This is a genomic window from Acrocarpospora corrugata (genome assembly GCF_009687845.1).
Lineage (GTDB): Bacteria > Actinomycetota > Actinomycetes > Streptosporangiales > Streptosporangiaceae > Acrocarpospora > Acrocarpospora corrugata.
In genome coordinates, this window is the sequence record NZ_BLAD01000055.1 from 44,351 (window position 1) to 65,827 (window position 21,477).

The window sequence follows — 21,477 nt, forward strand, 5'->3', positions numbered from 1 at the left end:
CCGAAATGGGTCGCAAACGGACAAATCTACATGCCCATCCGGGAGTCCACAGACGTGACTGGGCCAGTCCATCCCGTTCGGCCCGACGGCGAAGGTCCGCCGGCCGGCGCCGGTTCGCTGCGCCTGCAGATCCTCGGTCCGTTGCGGCTGTGGCGCGATGGCGTCGAGCTGGACGCCGGCCCCCGGCAGCAAGCGCAGCTGTTGGCGCTGCTCCTGGCGCGAGCGGGCCACCCGGTCAGCACGAGAGAACTGATCGACCTGATCTGGGCCGATGACGCCCCCGCCAGCGCGCTCAACATCATCCAGAAGTACATCGGGGCATTGCGGCGGGCGCTCGAACCCGCGGTCCCCGCCCGCGCAGCCGGTACCTACCTGCACCGCCGCGGTAACGCGTACGTGTTCAGCGCCGGCCTCGGCACGCTGGATCTCGTCACGTTCCGGGAACTCCTCGAAGCCGCCCAGGCCGCCCTCGCCCGGCAGGCTCGCGAAGTGGCACTCGACCACTACGTCAAGGCGCTCGGCCTCTGGCAGGGCCCCGCAGGGGACGGACTTTCGTATAAATCGCCCGCGGTGCCGATCTTGGCCGCCCTCGACGATGAGTTCTACGTCGCCTGCGTGGCAGCGGCCGAACTGGCCGTGTCGCTACATCGACCGGAGTGGGTGATCCCGCCGTTGCAACTGGCCGCGTCGATGGCCCTGTTCCACGAACCCGTACATGCCAGCCTTGTCACCACCCTCGGTGCCGCTGGACGGCAGGCGGAGGCGCTGTCGGCGTTCCACGCGGTCCGTGACCGCCTTGCCGAGGAGCTCGGCATCGACCCCGGCCCGGCGCTGCAGGCCGCGCACTTGCGAGTGCTGACGCAGACCCCGAGGCCGCCGGTGGTGACGAACACGGAACGTGAGGGTGGCCGCACGTCGGCGAGGCGGGCAGCCGGACTGGTCGGCCGGGGCGAGGAGGTCGGCGTGCTGTGGCAGGTCATCGAGGCGGCGCTCACCGGCCGCTCCGGGCTCGGCGTCGTCGAAGGCGAACCGGGCGCGGGCAAGACGCGCCTGCTGGAAGAAGCCGCCGCCGCCGCGGACCGGCGTGGCGCGCTTGTCGTCTGGGCTTCCTGTCTGGAAGGCGACGGAACACCATCGATGTGGCCATGGGAGCAGGCGCTCACCATCGTCCTCGACAGCCTGCCCGGGTTGGCGCGCGAGAAATGGCTGGCGAGCGAACTCGGTCGCCTCCTCGAATCTCGAGACGATGACGCCGCGCCGCCACTTTCCGGCGGCCGCGCCCAGTTCCGCCTGTTCGAGCAGGTCGTCGCCTTTATCGGCCAGGCCTCGGCAGAACGGCCGTTGCTGCTCGTTATGGACGATCTTCAATGGATTGATGCCACCTCGCTTCAGCTGTTCGGCCACCTGGCGGGCCGGCTGCCCACTGGCACCGCGATCATCGGCGCTCTTCGCGACCGCGCACCCACACCCGGCTCCGACCTTTCGCGGGTGCTGGCCGCCGCCAGCCGGCTGCCCAGCCACCGCAGGATCCAGCTTGGCCCGCTCAGCCTGACCGACGTGGCCGAACTCATCCGCCGAGAGACCGGCCACGAACCCGGCGCGGACATCGCCCGCAACATCCACGTTCGCACCGCCGGCAATCCGTTCTTCGTCCGCGAACTGTCGCGGCTCCTCAGCGACCGCGGCGCGCTCGGCGACGGCGACGCGTCGGCCCGGGCCGGGGTGCCGTCCACCGTGCGAGACGTCGTCCGCGATCGTATGACGGGCCTCGACGACAGCGCTCGCCAACTGCTCCGGGTGGCCGCGTTGATCGGCCGCGACGTCGACCTCGGCCTGCTCGCCCGCGCCGCCGGCGTCGACGTCGCAGAATGCCTCGAATGCCTCGAACCGCTGCGCGCGCTCGGCCTGCTCGAAACAGGGCCGGAAGACCCGTTCTCGTGGCGTTTCGCGCACGACCTGGTTCGCGAATCGATCACGGAGACGACGGCGCAGCTACCGGCCATCCGGCTGCACCTGCGTGTCGCGGACGCGCTCGAAGAAAGCCAGGCGGACGACGAGTCCATCACCGAACGCCTCGCCTTCCACCTGTTTGCCGCCGGCCCTCTCGCCGACCCGGTTCGTACCGTGGAGGCGCTGAAGCGCGCCGGTCGGCGCGCGACGACCAAGCTCGCGTTCGCCGCCGCCGATCGGCACCTGGAAACGGCCGCCCAGATCGCGCGGACCGCCGGGCTCCCGGAACTCGAGCTCTCCGCCCTCTCGCTGCTCGCCATCGCCCCGCGCCGGCAAGCCGGCTTCGGCGGCACAACGTTCGATCTGCTGGAGCGTGCGGAACAGCTCGCCCGCCAACTCGGCCGGGAGGTCGAGGCCGCCGGCCTCCTCTTCGCTCGCCTGTTCGGGGCCTACACCTTCCTGGAGTGGGACCGCCTACGTCTGGTCCGCCGCCTGTATGAGCAAGGGGAGGCGTCCTCCGATCCGGTCGTCCGTGTGTACGGCCGGCAAGCCTGGGGCCTGCACCAGTGGGACACCGGCCACATCGGCGCGGCATACCGGTTCTTCAATGGGAACAACCCCGCTCTTCTCGAAGGGGTTGTCTCCTCGCACAGCGAGACCCCGATCCGGCGTGACGTCTCGGGCGAGTGGCCCGGCTGGCTGGCCGTCCTGACGGCACTACACGATGACGTCGAGAAGGCCGGGGCCATGATCGACAAGTGGAACGGCCCCGACGACTCGCTTGCGGTCGCGACCTGGGCCTACTACACCACGATCATCGCTTCGATGGCCGGTGACGCGGGCTGGGTGATACGCACGATCGATCGGTGGATGACCGTGGGCACCGGCCACACCGCCGTCCAGCAGGAGCACTACGTGCGGCTGAACTGGTACTGGGCCCGTGCCCTCGTCGGCGATGACCCGGCCGGTACGGCGGCGGAGGCCGAACAACTCCTGGCCGAGACGCTGGTCGACCCGCCGAGGTGGGGCGTCGCGTACCACCACGGACTGGTCGCCGATATGTGGTTGGCCGCCGGGCTGCCGGACCGGGCGGGCGTCGCTCTCGACAAAGCGGAGCACGCCCTGGAGGCCTACGGCCAGCGGTACGCCGAAGGACTGGTCCTGCTGCTGCGGGCGCGCCTGCTGCACGCCTGCGGCGAACCCGACGAAGTCGTACGAGCCGCTGCCGAAAAGGCCCGCGACCGGTCCAGCGAATGTGAGTCGCACCTTTTCGCCCGCCGCGCCGAGAGGTTCCTCGCCGATCTTTGATCGTACGGCTCAGCCTTCGGTGTGGCCGATCATGACTTGCGTTCGACGGGTGATCAACCAGCCGAACGCGGTCGCCGTGAAGAACATGACAATGCCGTACACCGCGCCCGGGATGGCGATCTCGGCGCTGTTCAGCAGGCTCGGGGTAAGCGCGATGGTGATGGCGAGCGCGGTGTTGTGGATGCCGATCTCGAACCCGGCCGCGGTGGCCGCGCGGTGGTCGACACCGGTCAGGCGCGGTACGCCGTACCCGGCCAGCATGCTCACGATGTTGAAAGCCAGCGCGGCCAGTCCGACCGAGATGAAATAGCCGACGAGGTTCTCCCGCTCTCCGTACAGCACGGCGGAGATGACCGTGAGCAGGACCACGACTGACAGCACCCGGACGGGGAGGTTGAGCCGCCGTGCCACCTGCGGCGCCCACGCGCGCAGGAGCATTCCGATCGCGACCGGCACGAGCACCATTACGAAGATCTGCTGGATCTTGTCGAACTGCAGCCCGAGGGAGGCTCCACTGGGGAGGAAGTATCCGGTGGAGAGGTTCACCACGATCGGCAGGGTGGCCACGGCCAGCACCGAATTGATCGCGGTGAGCGTGACATTCAGCGCGACGTTTCCGCCGAACAGGTGGCTGAACAGGTTGGCCGTAGGGCCGCCGGGCGACGCCGCGACCACCATCAGCCCGACCGCCAGCTCCGGCGGGAGCTGGAAGGCGAGCACCAGGCCGAAGCAGATCGCCGGCAGCAGCACGATCTGGCACAGCAGGGCGACCACGACCGCCTTCGGGTACTGGCCCATCCGCCGGAAGTCGTCCAGGGTCAGACTGAGGCCCAGACCGAGCATGACGATGCCGAGGGCGTAAGGCAGACTGGCAAGGATCAACGGGGAATCCATGACGGACATTCTCGGGCATTAGTCGTTGTTCCAGGGCTGACATCGCGCCGAGTGGCTGTTCGCCTGACCGTTCAGCGGGCGTTTGCACCGGCGGACACCTTTGCGGTCATCGGCTAGGACTCGTAGAGGTCCGTCTCGGTCAGGGCCGGGCTGCCGTGGTCGGAGCGTCCCAGGCGGGCCGCGGAACCGAACATGGGTCCACGAGCGCGCCGGATCCCGGCGAACCGTCCAAACCCGAGCGACTTGGGCACGTCGTCGTAGACGGCTTCCATGCCACCCTTGATCGAGTACGTCTCGTGCCAGAAACCGGTGCCGCCCGAGTCTCGCAGGAAGTCCAACCACCACTCCCGATGCGGCTCGGACCGGGCGAAGGCGAGCAGCGACGGCAGGTCCCGCCAGTACTGGCGCATCCCCATGTTCATCGGGAAGAACGAGTAGTACACGGGCTCGTGCAGCAGCAGCCCGTCCGGCTTGCCCGCGACCGATTCACTAATTTTCCGGCCGAAGCTGAAGAAGGTCCGGATCCCGTACAGACGATTCACACGCATGCCTAGGTACAGGACCATGAGGTCTGGATAGGCGGACAGATCGACGGTCTGCCGGTTCACGCGAGTTGGCATTCAACGCTCCCAATGGCTCGGGTTATGCATGCTCAGGAGCCTCAACGTACAAATGCGAACTTGACCAGTACTGAACGAAAGGCCGACGGTAGTGAACGGCGACTTCCCTGCGCCGGTGGACTGGTCAGGGCTGCTCCGTCAGGATGCGGTTCAGGTGGTAGTCCAAGGTGCGCCGCACGTCCGCTCGGGTGCGGCGCCGGTGCAGCAGGTCGAGCCCGAGCCCGGTCACGCCGCCGACGAGCAGGTCCGCCTCCCGGGCTGCGTCGGTCGAGGGCCCTGTGGTGTTACGTCGTCGCCGTCGCGGCGGCGGTCGTCGCGTTCGCGGTGATCGCCGTCCTGGACACTCGGCGCAAGAGGGCGATGTCCGCCGCCGGATGATCCCGCGACGGCTCCGCGTCCGAGGCGCCGGACAACGTGGGGCTCCGAGCGCGCCGGACCACAGATCCACCGCGATCAGCCGCACACTGCATCATGGGAGCCTCGCTGGCTCCGGATGATCACGGTTGCAAGCGGTGAGACAGTAGCCGGGGTGCCGGCAGGTGAGACGTGCGTCAAGAGATCAGACGAACCCTGGCGATGTTTCCCTACTCACCAGGCAGATGCTCGGCGTCCTTGGGTGCCTTCCGGGCCCGCCGTAAAGCAAGTAGCTGACCTCCGGCCAGGACAACGGCCAGAGCAAAGGTCACAGGCATGTACCACGAGGTGTTGGTCATCGCGTCGCCCACGAGGACATAGCTCACGAGTAACCAAACTAGGAACACGCCAAACAGCACGTAGTTCACCAACAGCCGGAGCTGGCCGGAATTCGGTTCTGATCGTTCCGCCATGAAGTCGCCCTCCACCCCGTCCGGGGACAATGTGCCTTACTAGATCAATAAACCAGACAAACCCTTTGTTGACCATGGCTGGTTGGGAGTCCGGACTGCAACTGATCACTGTTCGTACGTTCCCCGCTTGACCTTGCCGTTACGTCAACATCTACCGTCGGGGACGAACCGGAAGAACCGGCTCGGTGATGGCAGGGGGGCAGGCGATGGGATGGTCGATCGCGCAGGTGGCGCGGATGTCCGGGGTGACATCAAGGACCCTGCGCCACTATGACGAGATCGGGCTGCTGACGCCTGCCTGGGTCGGCGGTAACGGCTATCGCCACTACGAGGAGGATCAGCTGCTGCGGTTACAGCAGATCCTGGTGCTACGGGAGCTCGACCTCGGTCTCGCCGAAATCAAGGAGATCGTCGACCGGCAAACCGACCCGGTGGCGGCATTGCGCGAACACCATCGGCGGCTGCTGGGGGAGCGCGACCGGCTGGACGCGGTGGCCCGCATGGTGGCTCGCACCATCACCGAACTCCAGGAGAGCAAAGGGAAGGGCGGCATGTCCAAAATCAGCAGGCCGGAGAATCTGTTCGAGGGGTTCGACGGAGTGCGGTACCGCGCGGAGGCCCGTGAACGGTGGCCGGAGCATTGGGAGCAGTCCGGGCAGCAGGAGCTCCTGGACACCCTGACTCCGCAGAAGATCGACCACATGCAGCAGGAGGCAACGGCGGGAATGATCCGGATGGCCGACCTCATGGCCGCCGGCACACCCACCGACGACCCGGCGGTCTTCACCGAGCTCGACGCACACTACCGGCACATGTGCCGATTCTGGACGCCGACGGCGGCGGAGTACGCGTACTTGGGCCAAATGCAGGTCGACGATGAGCGGTTCAGGGCGAACTACGAGCGGATCGCCGAGGGCCTGGCCGTGTACATGCGCGATGCCATGGCCGCATATGCGCACGCTCGGCTGAGCTCGGTCAGCGAGACCGAGTAGAAGAGGCCCAAGATGTCGGCGACTTCGCTTGCCTCGCCGATATTCGGATGCATTCGCACTAATCCCTACCAGACAATTCCCAGGTGGCTGACCTGGATTTCTTCGTCGATCTGATGATCACGGGCACGGTGCTGGGCCTTGATCACACCAGCGAGCTGGTGGATGTCGAGAAGGTGCTCGGGCGGGACAGCACGGTTGAGGTGTATTCAGGGATGATCTCCAACTTCGGTCTGGTCGAGTTTGGCTGGTGGCGGGATCGACCTGAGGACGCGTGGCGGGTCAACTACTTCGGAGCCCAGACCCAGCGGCTGTCATGGCTTGCCGATGAGAATCAGATCGAGACCAGCCTCGTCGACCGCTACGGCCAATTCCGGCCCCGCCTGGACTTTGGTGAACTGCGCGATGCCGTGCAGGCGCGAGGGTTCGCGTTGGAAGAGCGTCCATCGATCAATGACGGTCTTGCCGAGTATGGGGAGCCCACCTCGAGGATGGGTCTTCTTGTGGTGTCGGACCCGGAGGAGTGGGATGAACCGCCCGGGACCGTACTCAAGATGCTGGGGCCAGGAGGCCGGAATGCCTGGCTGCCGTTCCAAGGACGTGAGCAGGCGTTCAAGAGCAACGCCAACCACCTGTTGACCTTGCCAGAACCGGCCCTGGTTACCTGGCTGGACAAACGCGAACCCCACGAGGAGCCCGTACGAACCGATTGGTGGGCCTATCTTCGGAACGTGGTCGCTCGCCGCACCGGAGGAACACCCGCAGAGAACGCACGGTGGCGGCTACTCGGCTTCGCTCTCGACCGCCACGCGGCACAACGGGGGATCGACACCGCGGACGAGGCGGCCGCCGCCCTGGTCGTCTCACTCATCAAGGCCCGTGACCTGCGCGTGGCTGTCGAGCTGCCGACGATGGATGAGGCGGTGGAGCGTTGGCTGACAGCCACGACGACCATGGCGAATGCCACGCGCCTGTGCGCCGAACGGCCCCTCGACCCAGCTGAGATCCGGCTATCCCGCCGACTACGAAACCAGATTCACGTCATTCAACCTTGCTTGCCCTATATCGCGTCCGCTGCCCTGGCCGATGAACTGCGGGCCTGGATCGAACTCAAGCACTCGCTACTTCGATGGCCTGTCGCGGACATCACGTCGAATGGCCTGGGCGGCAGCGCTGAGGCGTCCCAGCTCGGTCCAGTTAAAGGTTAAGGTCGGGTTCGGTCGTGTAGCGACCGAACCCGACTGCCGAAAGATCGAGCTCGGCATCGGGGTCTTACCGCGCGCGGTGGCGCGCTGTAGTCATCCCGGGCTTTCCTGTCTGGCCTCGTTCTATGGCGTCAGGGAGTCGTTTTGCGGACTCCATAAGGCTCGAAGTCATAGACTGTGTTGTTCACCTGAAGTCCGTCGACCGCGCCGATGAAGGCGTTGCCACTGCTCTTGCTGAACCCCAGGCTGTAAGTGATCACCGCGTCCGGCAGTGCGGTCTTGAGGTCGGCGAACGAGCATGGAGTAATCAGGGTGCAGTTGATCAGGCTGCCTGTCGCGCCAGTGGCGTACCACTTGCTGCCGGCCGCGCTGGCGTCGTACTGCTGCCAGGTGTTAGGGAGCCGGACCGCAGGGGCCGACGGGCTGATAGAGCTGTCGGGCAGGTAGACCAGAGTCGTGTCGTCCACCGAGCCCACATTGGGATCTGCCTCAATGTTGATGCCTGGCAGGGAGACCCCCGACATGGAGTTGGTGCCTGCGTACACCCAGTACTTCAGGGTGGTGAGGTCGTTGATCGGCAGCTCTGCGAAGTTCGTCTCGTTGCCAAAAGCGATCTTGTCTGTGCCGTCACCGACGATGATTCCCAAGCTGCCGATGCCGTACGGCGGTGGCACATCGGCCGCAGGGTTACTCGTACTGCTGCGGCCGTCCGGGCCAACACGGTTGACGGCGTTCGGGGTACCCGAGGTGTTGCGTCCGATGACGCCCCACTTCTCGGCGGAACACAGGGCCGGGCCTGCCGGTCCAGTCGCGCCCGTCGGTCCTGCCGGTCCGGTCGAGCCGTCGGCGCCTGCCGGGCCTGTCGCGCCCGTAGGGCCAGCGGCACCTGTCGCGCCTGCTGGGCCTGTCGCGCCGGTTGCACCTGCTGGTCCTGCGGGACCGGTCGAGCCGTCGGCGCCTGCCGGGCCCGTGGCCCCCATGGGGCCGGTCGCACCCGTCGGTCCTGCCGGGCCGGTGGGGCCTGTTGGTCCTGCCGGTCCCGTTGAGCCGTCGGCGCCTGCCGGGCCTGTCGCGCCCGTGGGGCCAGTGGCACCTGTCGCGCCTGCTGGGCCGGTTGTGCCGGTTGCACCTGCTGGTCCTGCGGGGCCGGTTGAGCCGTCGGCGCCTGCCGGGCCCGTGGCGCCGGTTGGGCTGGCCGCGCCGGTGGGGCCTGCTGGGCCGGTCGCGCCGGTGGCGCCTGCCGGGCCCGTGGCCCCCATGGGGCCGGTCGCACCCGTCGGTCCTGCCGAGCCGGTTGCACCTGCCGGTCCGGTAGGACCGGTCGAGCCGTCGGCGCCGGCCGGACCCGTCGTACCCGTGGGACCTGCCGGTCCTGCGGGGCCGGTTGTGCCATCGGTGCCTGCCGGACCTGTGGGACCCTGCGCGCCGGCCGGGCCTCTCGTACCCGTGGGACCTGCCGATCCTGCCGGACCGGTCGAACCATTGGCGCCCGTCGGTCCGATCGCGCCGGTCGCACCCGTGGGACCTGCCGGTCCGGTTGAGCCGTCGGCGCCTGCCCGGCCCCTCGCGCCCCTCGGTCCTGTCGCGCCTCTCGCGCCCGTCGGTCCCTCTGGTCCTACTGGGCCTCGTAGTCCGTCATAGCCCCTCTCGCCCACGGGGCCTTCCGGCCCACTCGGACCGCGCAGCCCGCGGGGTCCGCACCAACCGCGCGGACCGCGTCCGCATTTACAGCACCTGCTTTTACACCTGGAAGATCTGCACCTGGAGCACCTCTCCCTGCAGTGGCCCGTCGCATGGATGGGCGACTTTCGGGAGATGACATTGAGATGACGGGCCAGAATTGCCTCGCCACCATTGACATGTGAAGCCAGGTAAATAGCCTCCGGTTTCCTCGCGGTGGCGTCTGCCAGCGTCTGGCACGATACTGCGAGAAAAGCCCCGGCTATGGTGGCCGCAACGCCAAAAGCTTGGAAATGCCTACCAGGATACATGCTAAGGAAGCCTCTTTTGTCGATATGGTTCATTTTGCTCTATGTCTTTCGAGATCCCGAGGAAGAGACCCTCGTCATACTCGAGTAGCGATCGCCGGAAAATACCCAGAAGACGCGCCGAAATTCGCCGAATCAGCCAGTGAACGTCAAGTTCGTAACATGGCGATGGAAAAGCCTGGGCGGCGATACCTCCGGCCTCGCGCTTTGTATAAAGACGCGCCAACGCGGGAGGCGCAGCCTTCACCCGTACAGAAACCAGTACGAATGAAGGTCACACACTCCGTTTCAAGGAAGAAAGTCCCGGTACGGGCACGGCGCACGTCTCGCACTGGCATTCCACAATTTGGCAGAAGCCGTTGGCGTCGACGTTCTGGATGAACACCACTGAGCTGCTGGGATCCAGGTCAACCGTGCCCGGGAAGGCGGCGACGATCTGATGCACGCCTGCGGCGAGAGTCCCAACAGTCAAAGTGGCTTGGCCGTTGGCGTCGAGCGGAGCCGTACCCAGACTTACCGCGTCCGCGAAGAATTCGACCGGCCCAGTGGGAGCAGCCGTGCCCACAGACCTCACCGTCGCGACGAAGGTGATCGGGGTTCCCTGGCTGATGGCGCACGTCGAGTTCAGCGTGGTCGTCGTCGTCCTGGCAGGCTCAACCTGGCACAGGGACCGGGTGACCGTGTTCGTGTCCATGGTGACGGCACCGTTGCGGGCCAGGACGCGGCCGTTCACGTTGACGCCGGTGGTCAGGGTGATCGAGGCCAGCGCGAGGATGTTCCCGGCCAAGCTGGAGTTGGTTCCCAGCGTGGCCGAACTGCCGACCTGCCAGAAGACGTTGCACGCCTGAGCGCCCCCGGTGAGGGTCACGGTGCTGCCGGACGCGGTGGTGAGGGTGGAAGCGGCCTGGAAGATGAAGACCGCGTCCGGGTCTCCCCCCGCGTCGAGGGTCAGGTTTCCGGTGATCCCGAAGGTGCCCGCAGCGGAGTTGTAAACCCCCGGCGTCACGACGGTCCCGCCGAGTTCTGTCGGAATGGTGGCGTCGGGAAGCTGTCCCGCGGCGTCGTCGTAGGCGATGGTCAGGTCGTCCTGGGCGTCCGCGGCGGTGACGTCGGCCGCGTGGATGGCTCCGATGACAAGTCCGGGCGGAAAGCCCGTCACCGCCGACCCCGGGCTCACGCCGAGATCCCCGGTGACAATGGTGGGATTGGTGTTGGTTACGGTGCTCCCGGCCAGAACCGCGAAGTTCGCGGCCGTGCCGAGCGGCACCAGCGTCGCCGCACTCGCGGCATGTGGTGTCGCGACGAGAACCCCCGTCGCGACCACGGTGGTGAGAACCCCCGCAAGCCAGGAACGAGCGATATTTCGCGGCACAACGCGAGGATGACTGGCGTCTACCATAATCTTATCCTTTTCCTTTGGTATTCCCCGTCCAGGCGGATTACCGATTATTCGCATTCCTGCTGACTCTACGCACGGACGGAGTCGTTCTCGTTGTACGACATACGTCCAGATGTCAGCGGTGCAGACTCGCCCGGCACATAGATGCAGATAAGCAATCCGGCCTAGACCATTCCCGAGAATGCAGATCTTTCCGTACCATGCCAGGCAATACCGATATACGGGGTACGCGGTCTCTCGCCGTCGGCGCCGGGGTCCCTATCAGCTATCGGTGGCTAGTTTGAGCAGTCCAGTCTCATATGCGACCGCGACCGCCGCCGCCCGGTCATTCACCTTGAGCTTGGCGAAGATATGCAACATATGCGTCTTAACCGTCGCCTCGGTAATAAACAGTTTCGCCGCGACCGCCCGATTGGTCGCGCCACGGGCGATGAGCCCGAGCACCTCAAGCTCCCGGCGGCTCAGCGTCTGCCGCTCCGGCGCGCGCATCCTGTCCATCAGCACGCCGGCCACCGACGGCGACAGCACCGTCTCGCCGCGGGCCGCAGCCTGCACGGCCCGGCGCAGATCGGCGCGTGGGGTGTCCTTGAGCAGATAGCCGGTGGCCCCCTGCTCGATCGCGGGCAGGACATCGACGTCGTCGTCGTAGGTAGTCAGGACCAATATGTGGATGCCAGGCGTCTGCTCCCGTAACCGCCGGATGACCTCCGCGCCGCTCATCTTCGGCATGCGCAAATCCATGAGCACGACATCGGGGTTGGTCCGCAGGGCGACGGCCAGTGCTTCCGGCCCGTCGGCCGCCTCACCGACGACCTCGAACGCGTCGTCGTTCGTGAAGATCCCGCGCAGCCCGTCGCGGACGACCGGATGGTCATCCACGATGATCATACGAATCGGCATGTCACAACGAATTTCTGGAGCTGTCGGACTCGGCGGGAATAGCCGGGACTGTGGCAGAGATCCCCGTACCCTGGCCGGGGGCTGTCTCGATCTCGAAGCTCCCGGCCAGGCGGATGACCCGCTGACGCATCCCGATGAGGCCGAAACCGCCCCCGTTCGAGGATCCCGCCGCCTCCCGGATGAAGCCGGAACCGTCGTCACGTACGTCCAGGGCCACGACATCCTCCATGTACGACAAGGTGACGGCGACCCGGCTGGCCGAGGCATGCTTGCCCACGTTGACCAGCGCCTCCTGCGCCACCCGCAGCAAGGTGGTCTCCACCTCCACATGCAGCGGCCGAGCATCGCCGGTGGCCAGCACGGCGACCGGTACGCCAGTGGCCTGCGACCATTTCGCGGCGATGTCCTCAAGAGCGGCCGCGAGCTGGGCCTCCTCCAGCGGCGCCGGACGCAACGCCTCAACCGAGCGCCGGGCTTCGGTCAAGCTCTCCCTGGCCAACATGCGCACCTTGTCGAAGCGCGAACGAGCAGCGGGTACGTCGTCGATCGCGTCCTCGGCGGCCTCGACCTGGGTGATGATGGCGATCAGACCCTGCGCGATCGTGTCATGGATCTCTCTGGCCATCCGCTGCCGCTCGCCGAGCACACCCGCCTCACGGGCGCGGGTCAGCAGCTGGGCCTGCAGATTCGCATTCTCCTCCGCGAGCGCGGTCAGCCTGACGCCGGTCTTCCGCAACTGCGCGATCATCACTTTGCGGTTCTCGTTCTGATCGCTGATGGTCTGCGTGACCAGGCCGATCGCCGAGGCGACCAGCACCGCCAGCAGGAAGGAGAAGACCATCTCGCTCGGGGTCCGCCCAGACTCGGGGCGCGCGCCGACCAGTACGACGGCGGTCGCGGCCACCCCGCCGTACGCCCACCGCCCAGGCAGCAGCATGAAGGACTGGATGAACGTTCCGATGCCTGTCACCGTGAACAGCGGGTCGATTCTGATCAGCACCCCGATGACGGTGAGCATCACCACAAAATAGATGATCACCACTGTCGGCCGTACGAGCCGGCCGGGGCGCGACGTGACCATGAACCGGTGCCAGGCACCGGCGAACAACGCCAGGGCCAGCACCTCCAGCCGCCAGTCCCGCAGCAGGGCGAACACCGTCGGCAGCAGGATGAACAGGTACGGCAGGGCGGGATAAACGCGGTCCCATCGCGTGACGTCGGAACGGTTGCCGGCTACCACCGAAACACCCTGATGGCAACCATGACGCCCAGAGTAACCGGGAACATCGCCTGGACCGCGGGTACGCGGTACCGGGCATCGATCTCGATGACTGTCATGTTTCGAGAATCACCGGCGGGCGAGGTTTCCGAAATCCACCAAATGGTTGATGACGGTCGGACCAAACGGCTCCGGCCCGCTAGTGGATCATCCGCACCGACAGTGGAAAAGCCGATATCTTGGGCTGCCGTGACTCCCTCTGACGCTCACCTCGATGAGCTGATCGCACAGGCGATCGTTGATGCCTACGACGAGCACGAACAGCTCTCCGGCTTTCACGTCATGATCGAGGAGAATCTCGCCCTGCCATTCGAGACGAACATGCTGGGCGTCCCGGTCACCGTCAAGAAGATTGAGCTCCGGTCGGGGACCGGTATCGCCGTGATCTGTCACCGCGGTGCACATCGCCAAGCCGTCGACATCCTCGACCTTCCCCTGCCCGAGCCTCGTCCGGCCGGGGCCGAGTGGATCGACGCGTACCGGCGCTGGGCCGGGTGAGCACGTGAGCGAATATCAGTACTACGAGTTCCTGGCCGTCGACCGTCCGCTGACCAAGGAGCAGCAGGCCGAGGTTCGCGCCCTGTCCACCCGCGCCAGGATCACCGCCACCAGCTTCACCAACGACTACCAGTGGGGCAATTTTCGTGGCCGCCCGCAGGTGATGATGGAGCGCTACTACGACGCCCACCTCTACCTCACCAACTGGGGCACCCACCAGGTGATGCTCCGCCTCCCCGCCGCGCTGCTGGACCTGGCCGCTGTCGAGCCCTACTGCGTCGGCGACCAGGTCACCGCGTGGACCTCCGGTGAGCACCTGATCCTGGATCTGACCAGCCAGGAGGAAGAGGAGTACTGGGAGGAGGACGTCGAACGTTCACTGTCGGCGATCGTCGGGGTCCGCGCGGAGCTGGCCGCCGGCGACCTGCGTCCGTTGTATCTGGCCTGGCTGTCCGCCTACGGAACGTGGGAGCGAGACGAGGACGCCTTCGACTACGCCGAGGAAGACGAGCTGGAACCACCCGTTCCGCCGGGGCTCGGCTCCCTGACCGCAGCGCAGCGTGCGTTGGCCGATTTCCTGCGTCTGGACGAGGATCTGCTCGCCGTCGCGGCTGCGGCCAGCCCGGTGGCACAAACCGTGAATCCTGACCGGGCCGTTCTGCGCGCCTGGATTCGCGACCTGCCCGTGGATCGGAAGGACGCACTGCTGCTGCGGGTCGTCGAAGACGAGGTCACCCGGGTGCGGCTCGAACTGCTCGCGGCGTTCCGCGGCGAGAGCGAGACCGCGGCGGTGCCGCAGCCGGGCCGTACGGTCGCCGAACTGCTGGACGCCGCCGCCAGTCGCCGCCACGCCCGCGAGGAGCGGGAAGCCGCCGTTCGCGCGGAGCAGCAGGCGCGCCGTGAACGCGAACGCGTGGCAGCCCGTGAGCGCCACCTCGACCAATTGGCTCAGGACGTTGAATCGGCCTGGGCGCGGGTGGAGTCCCTCATCCACACCAAGAAACCCCGCGACTACGACGAGGCCGTCACTCTGCTGCGTGACCTGCAAGCTGTCGCCTACCGCGCTGATCACATCGGGACGTACACCGAACGCTTCACCCACCTGCGGGAACGGCACCTGGGCAAGCCCAGCCTGATCAAGAGGTTCGACAACGCCGGGCTCATCCCGGACTGATGGGCGCAACATGACCGAAAGTGTCCCGAAACTTTCGGCTGTATCAACCCTGCTTTGGATGCCCAAAAGAGGCTTTCATAGGCCGACTCTGAACTTGATCAACTAATCATGCTCGCTGAACTGGCAAAACATCAATTCCAGCACCCCTTTATCAAGATCAAGTTTCCGATATATTTCTGAAAGTTGTTGACAGTCTGGTCGAGTCAAACTCATAATTTCGCCATCGACAGACCTCCACCCACTGTCGATCCGGGTCGCTCACCGCGACTCGGCCCTCCGGTCGCCGATCCCGCGACCATCACCGCCGCGTCGTACGGCGCCAAGCGCGGCGGCCGTCACCCTGTGCCACCAACGCTCCCCGCTGGGTTGTCTCACGCTGCCCGGCCCTGCCCCCGGCCGGCCCTCACGAGGAGGAAGCACGCACATGAACGACGCCCCCGCCCGTCCCAAACGCCGCAGAAGCGGCCGCGCCAGGCTGCTCATCGGCGGCACCTGGGCCGTTGCCCTGGCCCTGGTCGCGATGCTGCCCGGCATCGCCCACGCGGCCGTCACCACCAACCAGACGGGCACCAACAACGGCTACTTCTACTCCTTCTGGACCGACCGCCAAGGCTCGGTCTCGATGGAGCTGGGCTCCGGCGGCAACTACAGCACCTCATGGAGCAACACGGGGAACTTCGTCGCCGGCAAGGGCTGGAGCACCGGCGGACGCAGGTCCGTGAGCTACTCGGGCAGCTTCAACCCGTCCGGTAACGCCTACCTGACCCTCTACGGGTGGACCAGAAACCCGCTGATCGAGTACTACATCGTCGACAACTGGGGCACCTACCGGCCCACCGGAACATTCAAGGGTACGGTCACCAGCGACGGCGGCACGTACGACATCTACCAGACGACGCGCACCAACCAGCCCTCCATCGAAGGCACGCGGACCTTCCAGCAGTACTGGAGTGTCCGGCAGTCGAAGAAGACCGGCGGAACCATCACCTCCGGCAACCACTTCGACGCGTGGGCCAGCAGGGGAATGAGTCTGGGCAGCCACGACTACATGATCCTGGCGACCGAGGGCTACCAGAGCAGCGGGAACTCCAACATCACGGTGGGCGGCACCACTCCGCCGAACTCGCCGCCCCCGGGTGGCGGCGGTGGTGGTAACTGCACCGCGTCACTGTCGGCCGGCCAGAGCTGGAGCGACCGCTACAACCTCAACGTCTCGGTCTCCGGTTCGAGCAACTGGACGGTGACGATGAACGTGCCGTCCCCGGCGAAGATCATCGCCACCTGGAACATCACCGCCAGCTACCCCAGCGCCCAGGTGCTGACCGCCAGGCCCAACGGCAGCGGCAACAACTGGGGTGTGACGATCCAGCGCAACGGCAACTCGACCTGGCCGACGGTCTCCTGCAGCGCGAGCTGACCCTGAAATAGATGTGTGGGCGCGGTGGCTTATGGGCTGCCGCGCCCCACTCGGGGGATGCTTCACCCGGTATGGCCCAGATCGCTGGGCCACCAAGCCCGTACGCCCAGATCCCGTACCAGCGCGGGAACCAGCAGAGACCGCACCCGACCATGACGCCTTTCTCAGCGGAAAGCGCGGCACGCAGGCGCTTGACCGTGTCCTGCGCGGCGTCACTGTCCGGCGCGTCACGCAACGTCGCCTCCACCAGCCCATCGACGATCCGCGTCTCCGCCACGCCCTCGACCCCCCGCGCCGCCTCCGCCACAGCCGCGGCCCGCCCGGCCGGCGCGACGATGACCGCAGGCTGCCCAGAACCCCCGGGAAAGTGCCTGCTCAACGTCGCCTGCGCCGCCACCGACGGCGCATCGTTCACAAAAGTCTCATCCAGCGGTACGCCTCTCGCGTTCAACTGCGGCGCGAAAAGAGCGAGCCCGACGGCGGCAGCACAGTCCCGATCCAGAGCCGAAGCGGATGCTGATCGACCAAGGCGGCCACCCGCCGCCAAATCCCACTGGCCTCAGCCCGGTACGGCTTCGCCGGCCACAAAGCCGCACGATCCAGCAGAACAAGAACAGCAGGCAGAAAGGTGAGCGCGCTGAGCGCCGCACACACACGATGCCGATGGCGCCCACCGGCCCGAGCGCACGATTGTTGGTCAGGCTGCTGAGCAGCAGCGCCAGCGCCACCGTGGCCGCACTGGCGACGATCGGCGCGAACGAACGCCGCAACGCGACGCGGCCCGCGGCGAAGCGGTCGCCCGTCGCGGCCAGTTCCTCCCGGAAACGGGCGGTCAGCAGCAACGCGTAGTCGGTGGCCGCGCCGATGACCAGGATGAACAGGATCCCCTGCACCTGGCCGTCGACCCGGACGACGCCACGGTCGGCCAGGACGTACACGACGGCGTAGGCCAGGCCCAGCGCGAAGACCGCGCCCATGATGATGACGAGAGGCAGCAGCAGACTCCCGCCCTCCGCCTAGCTCAGTGATCAGGAACTCGATGTCCTGACCCTGTCTTCGGGTGCGTGGGCTGAATGGTTGCACTAGCGACGGCGGGCCACCAGGGTCGTTATCAACAGAGCCACCACAAACACCGCTCCGAGAGTGAGCAGCAGGCGTGCTATCAGGAGATTCAGGTTGCCCAGGGCGCTGATCACCGGTGTTTCCGGCGCGACATACAAGACCACCATCCACAGCAGGCCGATGACCCATGAAGACATCGTCGCTATGACCAGCCAGCGTCTGGAACTATTCATCGGACTCCCTGTGCGACGTCTTCCTGGCCCGAACATGACACAGGAGCGTGTGCGCCGGCGTGTGCATCCGACCACGCTGATGGATGTTTCATTTATCCACCGAAACGTTCTGTCCGTGACATGGCCTGTTGGGAAAAGCGCGGCCGAATCTGTTGCTTCTGGGTGTGACCGGACCTACGTTGACGCCACTCCAGCCGAATCCGAACCGCGGAAACGTCGAAATATCGTCGAAGCGCTTCGACGATGCGGATTCGACAAGACGGCGCCCGCCGTCAGCAAGGACAGCAACGGGAGAGGAAGATCATGCACAGAACGCTACGTCTCTTCGTTCCGGCCTCCATGCTCGTAGTGCTCGTCGGGCTGCTCGCCCAGCCGGCCCAGGCGGCCGTCTGGTCCTCGTCGGCCCAGTGGGGCACCTGGACCAACAGCGGCTTCACCCTCTACAACAACATCTGGGGCGGCGGCGCGGGCCCGCAGACGATCTGGGCGAACTCCGCGAGCAACTGGGGCGTCTGGGCGAACCACCCCAACACCGGCGGCGTGAAGTCCTACCCCAACGTCAGCCGGAACGTGAACCGCCGGATCAGCGCCCTGACCACCGCGACCAGCAGCTTCAACGTCACCGTCCCCGGCGGCGGCGCGTACGCGACGGCCTACGACATCTGGTGCGACGGCCACACCTACGAGATCATGCTCTGGATGAACAAGACCGGCCCGGTCGGACCGCTCGGTTCACGCCAGACCACGGCGACGGTCGGCGGCCACTCCTGGGACATCTACCGCGGCTCCAACGGCTCCAACCAGGTGTTCTCGTTCGTGAGCCGCGGCAACGCGAACTCGGGCACCGTGAACATCAAAGCCATCCTGACCTGGCTCAGAACCAGCAACTGGTTCGGCGACGTGACCCTGGGCGACGTCCAGTTCGGCTACGAGATCACCTCATCCAGCGGCGGCATGGACTTCCGCACCAACAGCTACTCCCTGTCGACCAGCTGACTGGGCGAGCGTGATCGCTGAGCGTGGCTGCGCAGGTCATCAGTCGATACCGCGCAGCCACCGGGCAGCCCGCGAAAGAGATCGGCCTAGAGATCGTCTGCCGGTTGTAGGTGGGGGTTGAGTTCGAAGGTTCGCCAGATTCGGCCGATGGTCGATTTTGACAGGCCGCTGTGCTGGGCCATGGTGGCGCGGGACCAGCGGGAGGCGTTCTTGGGGGACTCCTGGGTGGTGGCGATGATGACCTGTTCGACCTGTTCGGGGGTGATGGTGGTCGGGCGGCCGCGGCGCTGGCGGTTGGCGAGGCCTTCGAGGCGGCGGCGGACGAAGCGGTTGCGCCATTTGGAGACCGTGTCGGCGTGGATGCCGAGGTCGGCGGCGACGTCCTCGTTGCTTTTGCCTTCGGCGCAGGCCAGCAGGATTCGGGCGCGCAGGCCGATGCCGGCCGCGGTGCCGTCGGCGCGGGACCATTCGGCGAGTTGGGCGCGTTCCTGGTCGGTGAGGCCGATGTGGACTTTGGGGCGGCCGGGGCGGCCGGTGTCGATGAGGCCGGTCAGGCCGGCTTTGGCGAAGCGGGCGCGCCATTTGCCGACCGTTATCCCGGTGATGCCGAGGTCGGCGGCGATGCGTTCGTTGACGGCTCCGGGTTCGGCGCTGCGCAGCACGATCTCGGCGCGCATCGCAAGGGCGGGTACGGAGTCGTCCTGGGACCAGCTGATCAGTTGCTCGCGCTCCTCATCGGTCAGGTCGAGTTTGGTCACGGGAAAGCTCTCCAGTCGCATCCACTGCACGACAAACTAATTTCGTGCGGTATCAATGGACGCACTGATGTGCGTCGCGCGACCAGAGCCATTGCCTGTCGAGAAAACCGGAGTAGTGGTCCTGCCCGGCGCGGGCCAACGTATTTTCCGGTCGAATTCCGACGCATTATCCGGTCTAATTATGGCGCGTTAGTCAGTGGTGTGATTTACGTCACACTCGCCTTCGTCGGGTATTGAACAGGCGGCCTGCGCGAGGCGTCTAGCTGCGAGAACGCCGATATTTATCACTATTCACGAATGCCTCACACCATTATCCGAATAACTTCCGAAACATGTTCCCGGTCTTGTAGCGTCTGGCTGTTCCTTTACTGACGCATGGGGCGCAAGTGACGTCCCACGACAGACCTGGGGTTACGGCATCATGAAACGCACTCTCATTGTGGGCGGCATCAGCGCGGGCCTGCTGGCCTCCGCTCTCGTCTCCTCCCCGGCCCAGGCCGGCGACGAAGTCCCGTCGGTCATCCTGGCCAACACCAACCTCGCCGCGCGGCAGGTCGCCGCGTTCTGGTACGGCGAGGCCAAGGCCAACCTGACCGGCGCCACGCCGTACAACGTGGAGACCAAGGTCGTCGCCAAGCACGTCTCGACCGGTGGGCCGGCCGCGGACAGCAAGCCGGGCACGGTCCCGGCGATCGGCGACGAGAAGAAGAGCACCAGCAAGTCGAAGAACGTCAACCTGCCCAAGACCACGGGCAAGGTGTTCTTCATCGGCGCCGACCACAAGCCGCACTGGTGCACGGGCACCTCTGTCCAGTCGGCTTACCGCAACCTGGTCGCGACCGCCGGCCACTGCGTGTACGACACCGAGAGCAACAAGGCGACGCTCGACAAGTGGGTCTTCATCCCCGGGTACTACGAGGGCAAGACTCCGTGGGGCATCTACGTCGGTAAGCAGGGCTTCACCCACTACGACTACGACGTCTACGAGGACGGCGACCGCGACTACGCGTTCGTCACCGTCTACAACGGCGTGACCGTGACGGGGGGCGGCTTCGACCCCTGGTACGACAGCAAGACCTACCGCACCAAGCGGGAAGCGCAGACGGAGCTGGACCGGCTCCGGGCTGACAAGGAGACCGGCTACTCCGATCTGGAGATCAAGGAAGTCCTCGACACCACCATGCTCGCCGTGACCGGCGAGGAGTCGAGGAAGGTCGACCGGATCAAGTGGGAAGAGTTCCGGAAGTGGAACCCGACCGCCGACCTGGACGACTGGAACGACAGCACCAGGCCGCACACGGGTTACCGCGACGAGCCGATCAGCGAGTACCGGTTCACCAGCAACAAGCCGGTGGGTAGCAACCCGTACTACTACCTGGGCATCGACCACGGCAGCCTGAGCTACAAGAAGTACGAGAACAACCAGTGGAAGTACTACTACCGCACCTGGTGGGCGGAGTACGACCTGGACTACAAGATCGAGGGCAAGCTCCTCACGATCGGTCTGAAGGACGTCGGTCGCCTCGGTGACAACGTCGGCGGTCAGGGTCTGGCGTACAACCAGAAGGTCGGCAAGCCGGTCTTCGTGTTCGGTTACCCGAGCGGGTCGCACCCGGATGGCAACTACGCCTTCTCCGGCAAGACCCAGAAGTACCAGTACGGCAAGACCTTCGCCGCCTCGGCCGCCGCCATCAAGGCGGAGGAACTGATCGGCGTCAAGTCGTCCTTCACGGGCGAGGGTTCGATCGGTTCGGCCTGGCTGGCCGGGTACAAGAGCGCCCGTCGCCTCGGCTACCTGAACGGTGTGACCATCGGCGTGTCCGACACCGACGGGAACAACCGTTACGACACCAGCATCTCGCCGTACTTCGATGGTGAGACCTACGGGGTCTACAGCGCGGCCAAGAACCTTTGGTCGGGCAAGATCGTCTAGTAGAAACTTTGGCGGGATCCGGAGGTGCCCCCGGTTCTTGTCTGTGC

19 protein-coding genes and 1 pseudogene are annotated in these 21,477 nt (G+C 66.0%); 8 read left to right on the forward strand and 12 right to left on the reverse strand.

All coding sequences use genetic code 11. The features are described 5' to 3' along the window. Positions 1-54: 54 nt before the first annotated feature. On the forward strand, positions 55-3,258 hold the full coding sequence (locus Acor_RS20465; protein ID WP_218034387.1) for a BTAD domain-containing putative transcriptional regulator: 3,204 nt from the start codon (positions 55-57) through the stop codon (positions 3,256-3,258). A gap of 9 nt (positions 3,259-3,267) precedes the next feature. Here the strand turns inward: Acor_RS20465 and Acor_RS20470 are convergent, their stop codons facing one another. The 4 genes from Acor_RS20470 to Acor_RS20485 form a co-directional block, all read right to left on the reverse strand. Continuing rightward, positions 3,268-4,152: a bile acid:sodium symporter family protein gene (locus tag Acor_RS20470; RefSeq protein WP_155338309.1), complete on the reverse strand. Its 885-nt coding sequence runs from the start codon at positions 4,150-4,152 to the stop codon at positions 3,268-3,270. Between the two features lie 113 nt (positions 4,153-4,265). Beyond that, positions 4,266-4,772 (reverse strand): monooxygenase family protein, encoded by a 507-nt coding sequence (locus tag Acor_RS20475; protein ID WP_155338310.1) that lies wholly within the window; start codon positions 4,770-4,772, stop codon positions 4,266-4,268. Between the two features lie 284 nt (positions 4,773-5,056). Continuing rightward, entirely contained in the window at positions 5,057-5,185 is a 129-nt protein-coding gene (locus Acor_RS45505) for a hypothetical protein (protein WP_281353243.1), read from the reverse strand. Positions 5,186-5,356: 171 nt separating this feature from the next. Next, positions 5,357-5,614, reverse strand: coding sequence for a hypothetical protein (locus tag Acor_RS20485; RefSeq protein WP_155338311.1), 258 nt, complete (start codon positions 5,612-5,614; stop codon positions 5,357-5,359). 191 nt (positions 5,615-5,805) lie between these two features. Between Acor_RS20485 and Acor_RS20490 the strand changes: the two genes are divergently transcribed. Both Acor_RS20490 and Acor_RS20495 read left to right on the forward strand, forming a co-directional pair. Beyond that, positions 5,806-6,591: a MerR family transcriptional regulator gene (locus Acor_RS20490; protein ID WP_155338312.1), complete on the forward strand. Its 786-nt coding sequence runs from the start codon at positions 5,806-5,808 to the stop codon at positions 6,589-6,591. Between the two features lie 83 nt (positions 6,592-6,674). Continuing rightward, a complete protein-coding gene (locus Acor_RS20495; protein ID WP_155338313.1) occupies positions 6,675-7,796 on the forward strand; it encodes a hypothetical protein in 1,122 nt (373 codons plus the stop codon). Between the two features lie 128 nt (positions 7,797-7,924). Here Acor_RS20495 and Acor_RS43345 read toward each other — a convergent pair whose 3' ends face one another. The 4 genes from Acor_RS43345 to Acor_RS20515 all read right to left on the reverse strand — a co-directional run bounded on the left by Acor_RS43345 (position 7,925) and on the right by Acor_RS20515 (position 13,320). After that, positions 7,925-8,440 carry a hypothetical protein gene (locus tag Acor_RS43345; protein ID WP_218034388.1) on the reverse strand — a complete coding sequence of 172 codons (516 nt, stop codon included), beginning with the start codon at positions 8,438-8,440 and terminating at the stop codon, positions 7,925-7,927. Between the two features lie 1,615 nt (positions 8,441-10,055). After that, positions 10,056-11,153 carry an ice-binding family protein gene (locus Acor_RS20505; protein WP_218034389.1) on the reverse strand — a complete coding sequence of 366 codons (1,098 nt, stop codon included), beginning with the start codon at positions 11,151-11,153 and terminating at the stop codon, positions 10,056-10,058. 288 nt (positions 11,154-11,441) lie between these two features. Beyond that, a complete protein-coding gene (locus Acor_RS20510; RefSeq protein WP_246238835.1) occupies positions 11,442-12,068 on the reverse strand; it encodes a response regulator in 627 nt (208 codons plus the stop codon). A gap of 13 nt (positions 12,069-12,081) precedes the next feature. Then, on the reverse strand, positions 12,082-13,320 hold the full coding sequence (locus Acor_RS20515; protein WP_155338316.1) for a sensor histidine kinase: 1,239 nt from the start codon (positions 13,318-13,320) through the stop codon (positions 12,082-12,084). A gap of 228 nt (positions 13,321-13,548) precedes the next feature. On the opposite strand from Acor_RS20515, the gene Acor_RS20520 reads away from it, so the two are divergent. The 3 genes from Acor_RS20520 to Acor_RS20530 all read left to right on the forward strand — a co-directional run bounded on the left by Acor_RS20520 (position 13,549) and on the right by Acor_RS20530 (position 16,448). After that, complete coding sequence (locus Acor_RS20520) at positions 13,549-13,857, forward strand: calcium-binding protein (protein WP_155338317.1); 309 nt, start codon at positions 13,549-13,551, stop codon at positions 13,855-13,857. Between the two features lie 4 nt (positions 13,858-13,861). Continuing rightward, positions 13,862-15,031, forward strand: coding sequence for a hypothetical protein (locus Acor_RS20525; protein WP_155338318.1), 1,170 nt, complete (start codon positions 13,862-13,864; stop codon positions 15,029-15,031). A 424-nt stretch (positions 15,032-15,455) separates the two neighbouring features. Beyond that, complete coding sequence (locus Acor_RS20530) at positions 15,456-16,448, forward strand: glycoside hydrolase family 11 protein (protein WP_155338319.1); 993 nt, start codon at positions 15,456-15,458, stop codon at positions 16,446-16,448. A 447-nt stretch (positions 16,449-16,895) separates the two neighbouring features. On the opposite strand, the gene Acor_RS44500 is transcribed toward Acor_RS20530, so the two are convergent. The 3 genes and pseudogenes from Acor_RS44500 to Acor_RS20540 all read right to left on the reverse strand — a co-directional run bounded on the left by Acor_RS44500 (position 16,896) and on the right by Acor_RS20540 (position 17,743). Next, on the reverse strand, positions 16,896-17,102 hold the full coding sequence (locus Acor_RS44500) for an MMPL family transporter (protein WP_246238850.1): 207 nt from the start codon (positions 17,100-17,102) through the stop codon (positions 16,896-16,898). Positions 17,103-17,152: 50 nt separating this feature from the next. Continuing rightward, a pseudogene (locus Acor_RS44505) lies at positions 17,153-17,425 on the reverse strand (MMPL family transporter); the annotation flags it as partial. Between the two features lie 105 nt (positions 17,426-17,530). Further along, entirely contained in the window at positions 17,531-17,743 is a 213-nt protein-coding gene (locus tag Acor_RS20540) for a cell division protein CrgA (RefSeq protein ID WP_170317012.1), read from the reverse strand. 243 nt (positions 17,744-17,986) lie between these two features. Here Acor_RS20540 and Acor_RS20545 point away from each other — a divergent pair, with 243 nt between their 5' ends. Further along, a complete protein-coding gene (locus Acor_RS20545) occupies positions 17,987-18,739 on the forward strand; it encodes a glycoside hydrolase family 12 protein (protein WP_155338321.1) in 753 nt (250 codons plus the stop codon). A gap of 86 nt (positions 18,740-18,825) precedes the next feature. Here the strand turns inward: Acor_RS20545 and Acor_RS20550 are convergent, their stop codons facing one another. Next, entirely contained in the window at positions 18,826-19,497 is a 672-nt protein-coding gene (locus Acor_RS20550) for a helix-turn-helix domain-containing protein (RefSeq protein WP_155338322.1), read from the reverse strand. 421 nt (positions 19,498-19,918) lie between these two features. Here Acor_RS20550 and Acor_RS42820 point away from each other — a divergent pair, with 421 nt between their 5' ends. After that, the gene (locus Acor_RS42820; RefSeq protein WP_174876172.1) at positions 19,919-21,430 is read left to right on the forward strand and encodes a trypsin-like serine peptidase; all 1,512 of its coding nucleotides are present in this window, start codon (positions 19,919-19,921) and stop codon (positions 21,428-21,430) included. Positions 21,431-21,477: the final 47 nt, after the last annotated feature.

Coding starts and splice junctions, on each gene's coding strand:
- Acor_RS20530 (WP_155338319.1), top strand. CDS start 15,456: ATGAACGACGCCCCCGCCCGTCCCAAACGCCGCAGAAGCGGCCGCGCC.
- Acor_RS42820 (WP_174876172.1), top strand. CDS start 19,919: ATGAAACGCACTCTCATTGTGGGCGGCATCAGCGCGGGCCTGCTGGCC.
- Acor_RS20510 (WP_246238835.1), bottom strand. CDS start 12,068: ATGATCATCGTGGATGACCATCCGGTCGTCCGCGACGGGCTGCGCGGG.
- Acor_RS20540 (WP_170317012.1), bottom strand. CDS start 17,743: ATGAATAGTTCCAGACGCTGGCTGGTCATAGCGACGATGTCTTCATGG.
- Acor_RS20470 (WP_155338309.1), bottom strand. CDS start 4,152: ATGGATTCCCCGTTGATCCTTGCCAGTCTGCCTTACGCCCTCGGCATC.
- Acor_RS20475 (WP_155338310.1), bottom strand. CDS start 4,772: ATGCCAACTCGCGTGAACCGGCAGACCGTCGATCTGTCCGCCTATCCA.
- Acor_RS20490 (WP_155338312.1), top strand. CDS start 5,806: ATGGGATGGTCGATCGCGCAGGTGGCGCGGATGTCCGGGGTGACATCA.
- Acor_RS20545 (WP_155338321.1), top strand. CDS start 17,987: ATGCGGATTCGACAAGACGGCGCCCGCCGTCAGCAAGGACAGCAACGG.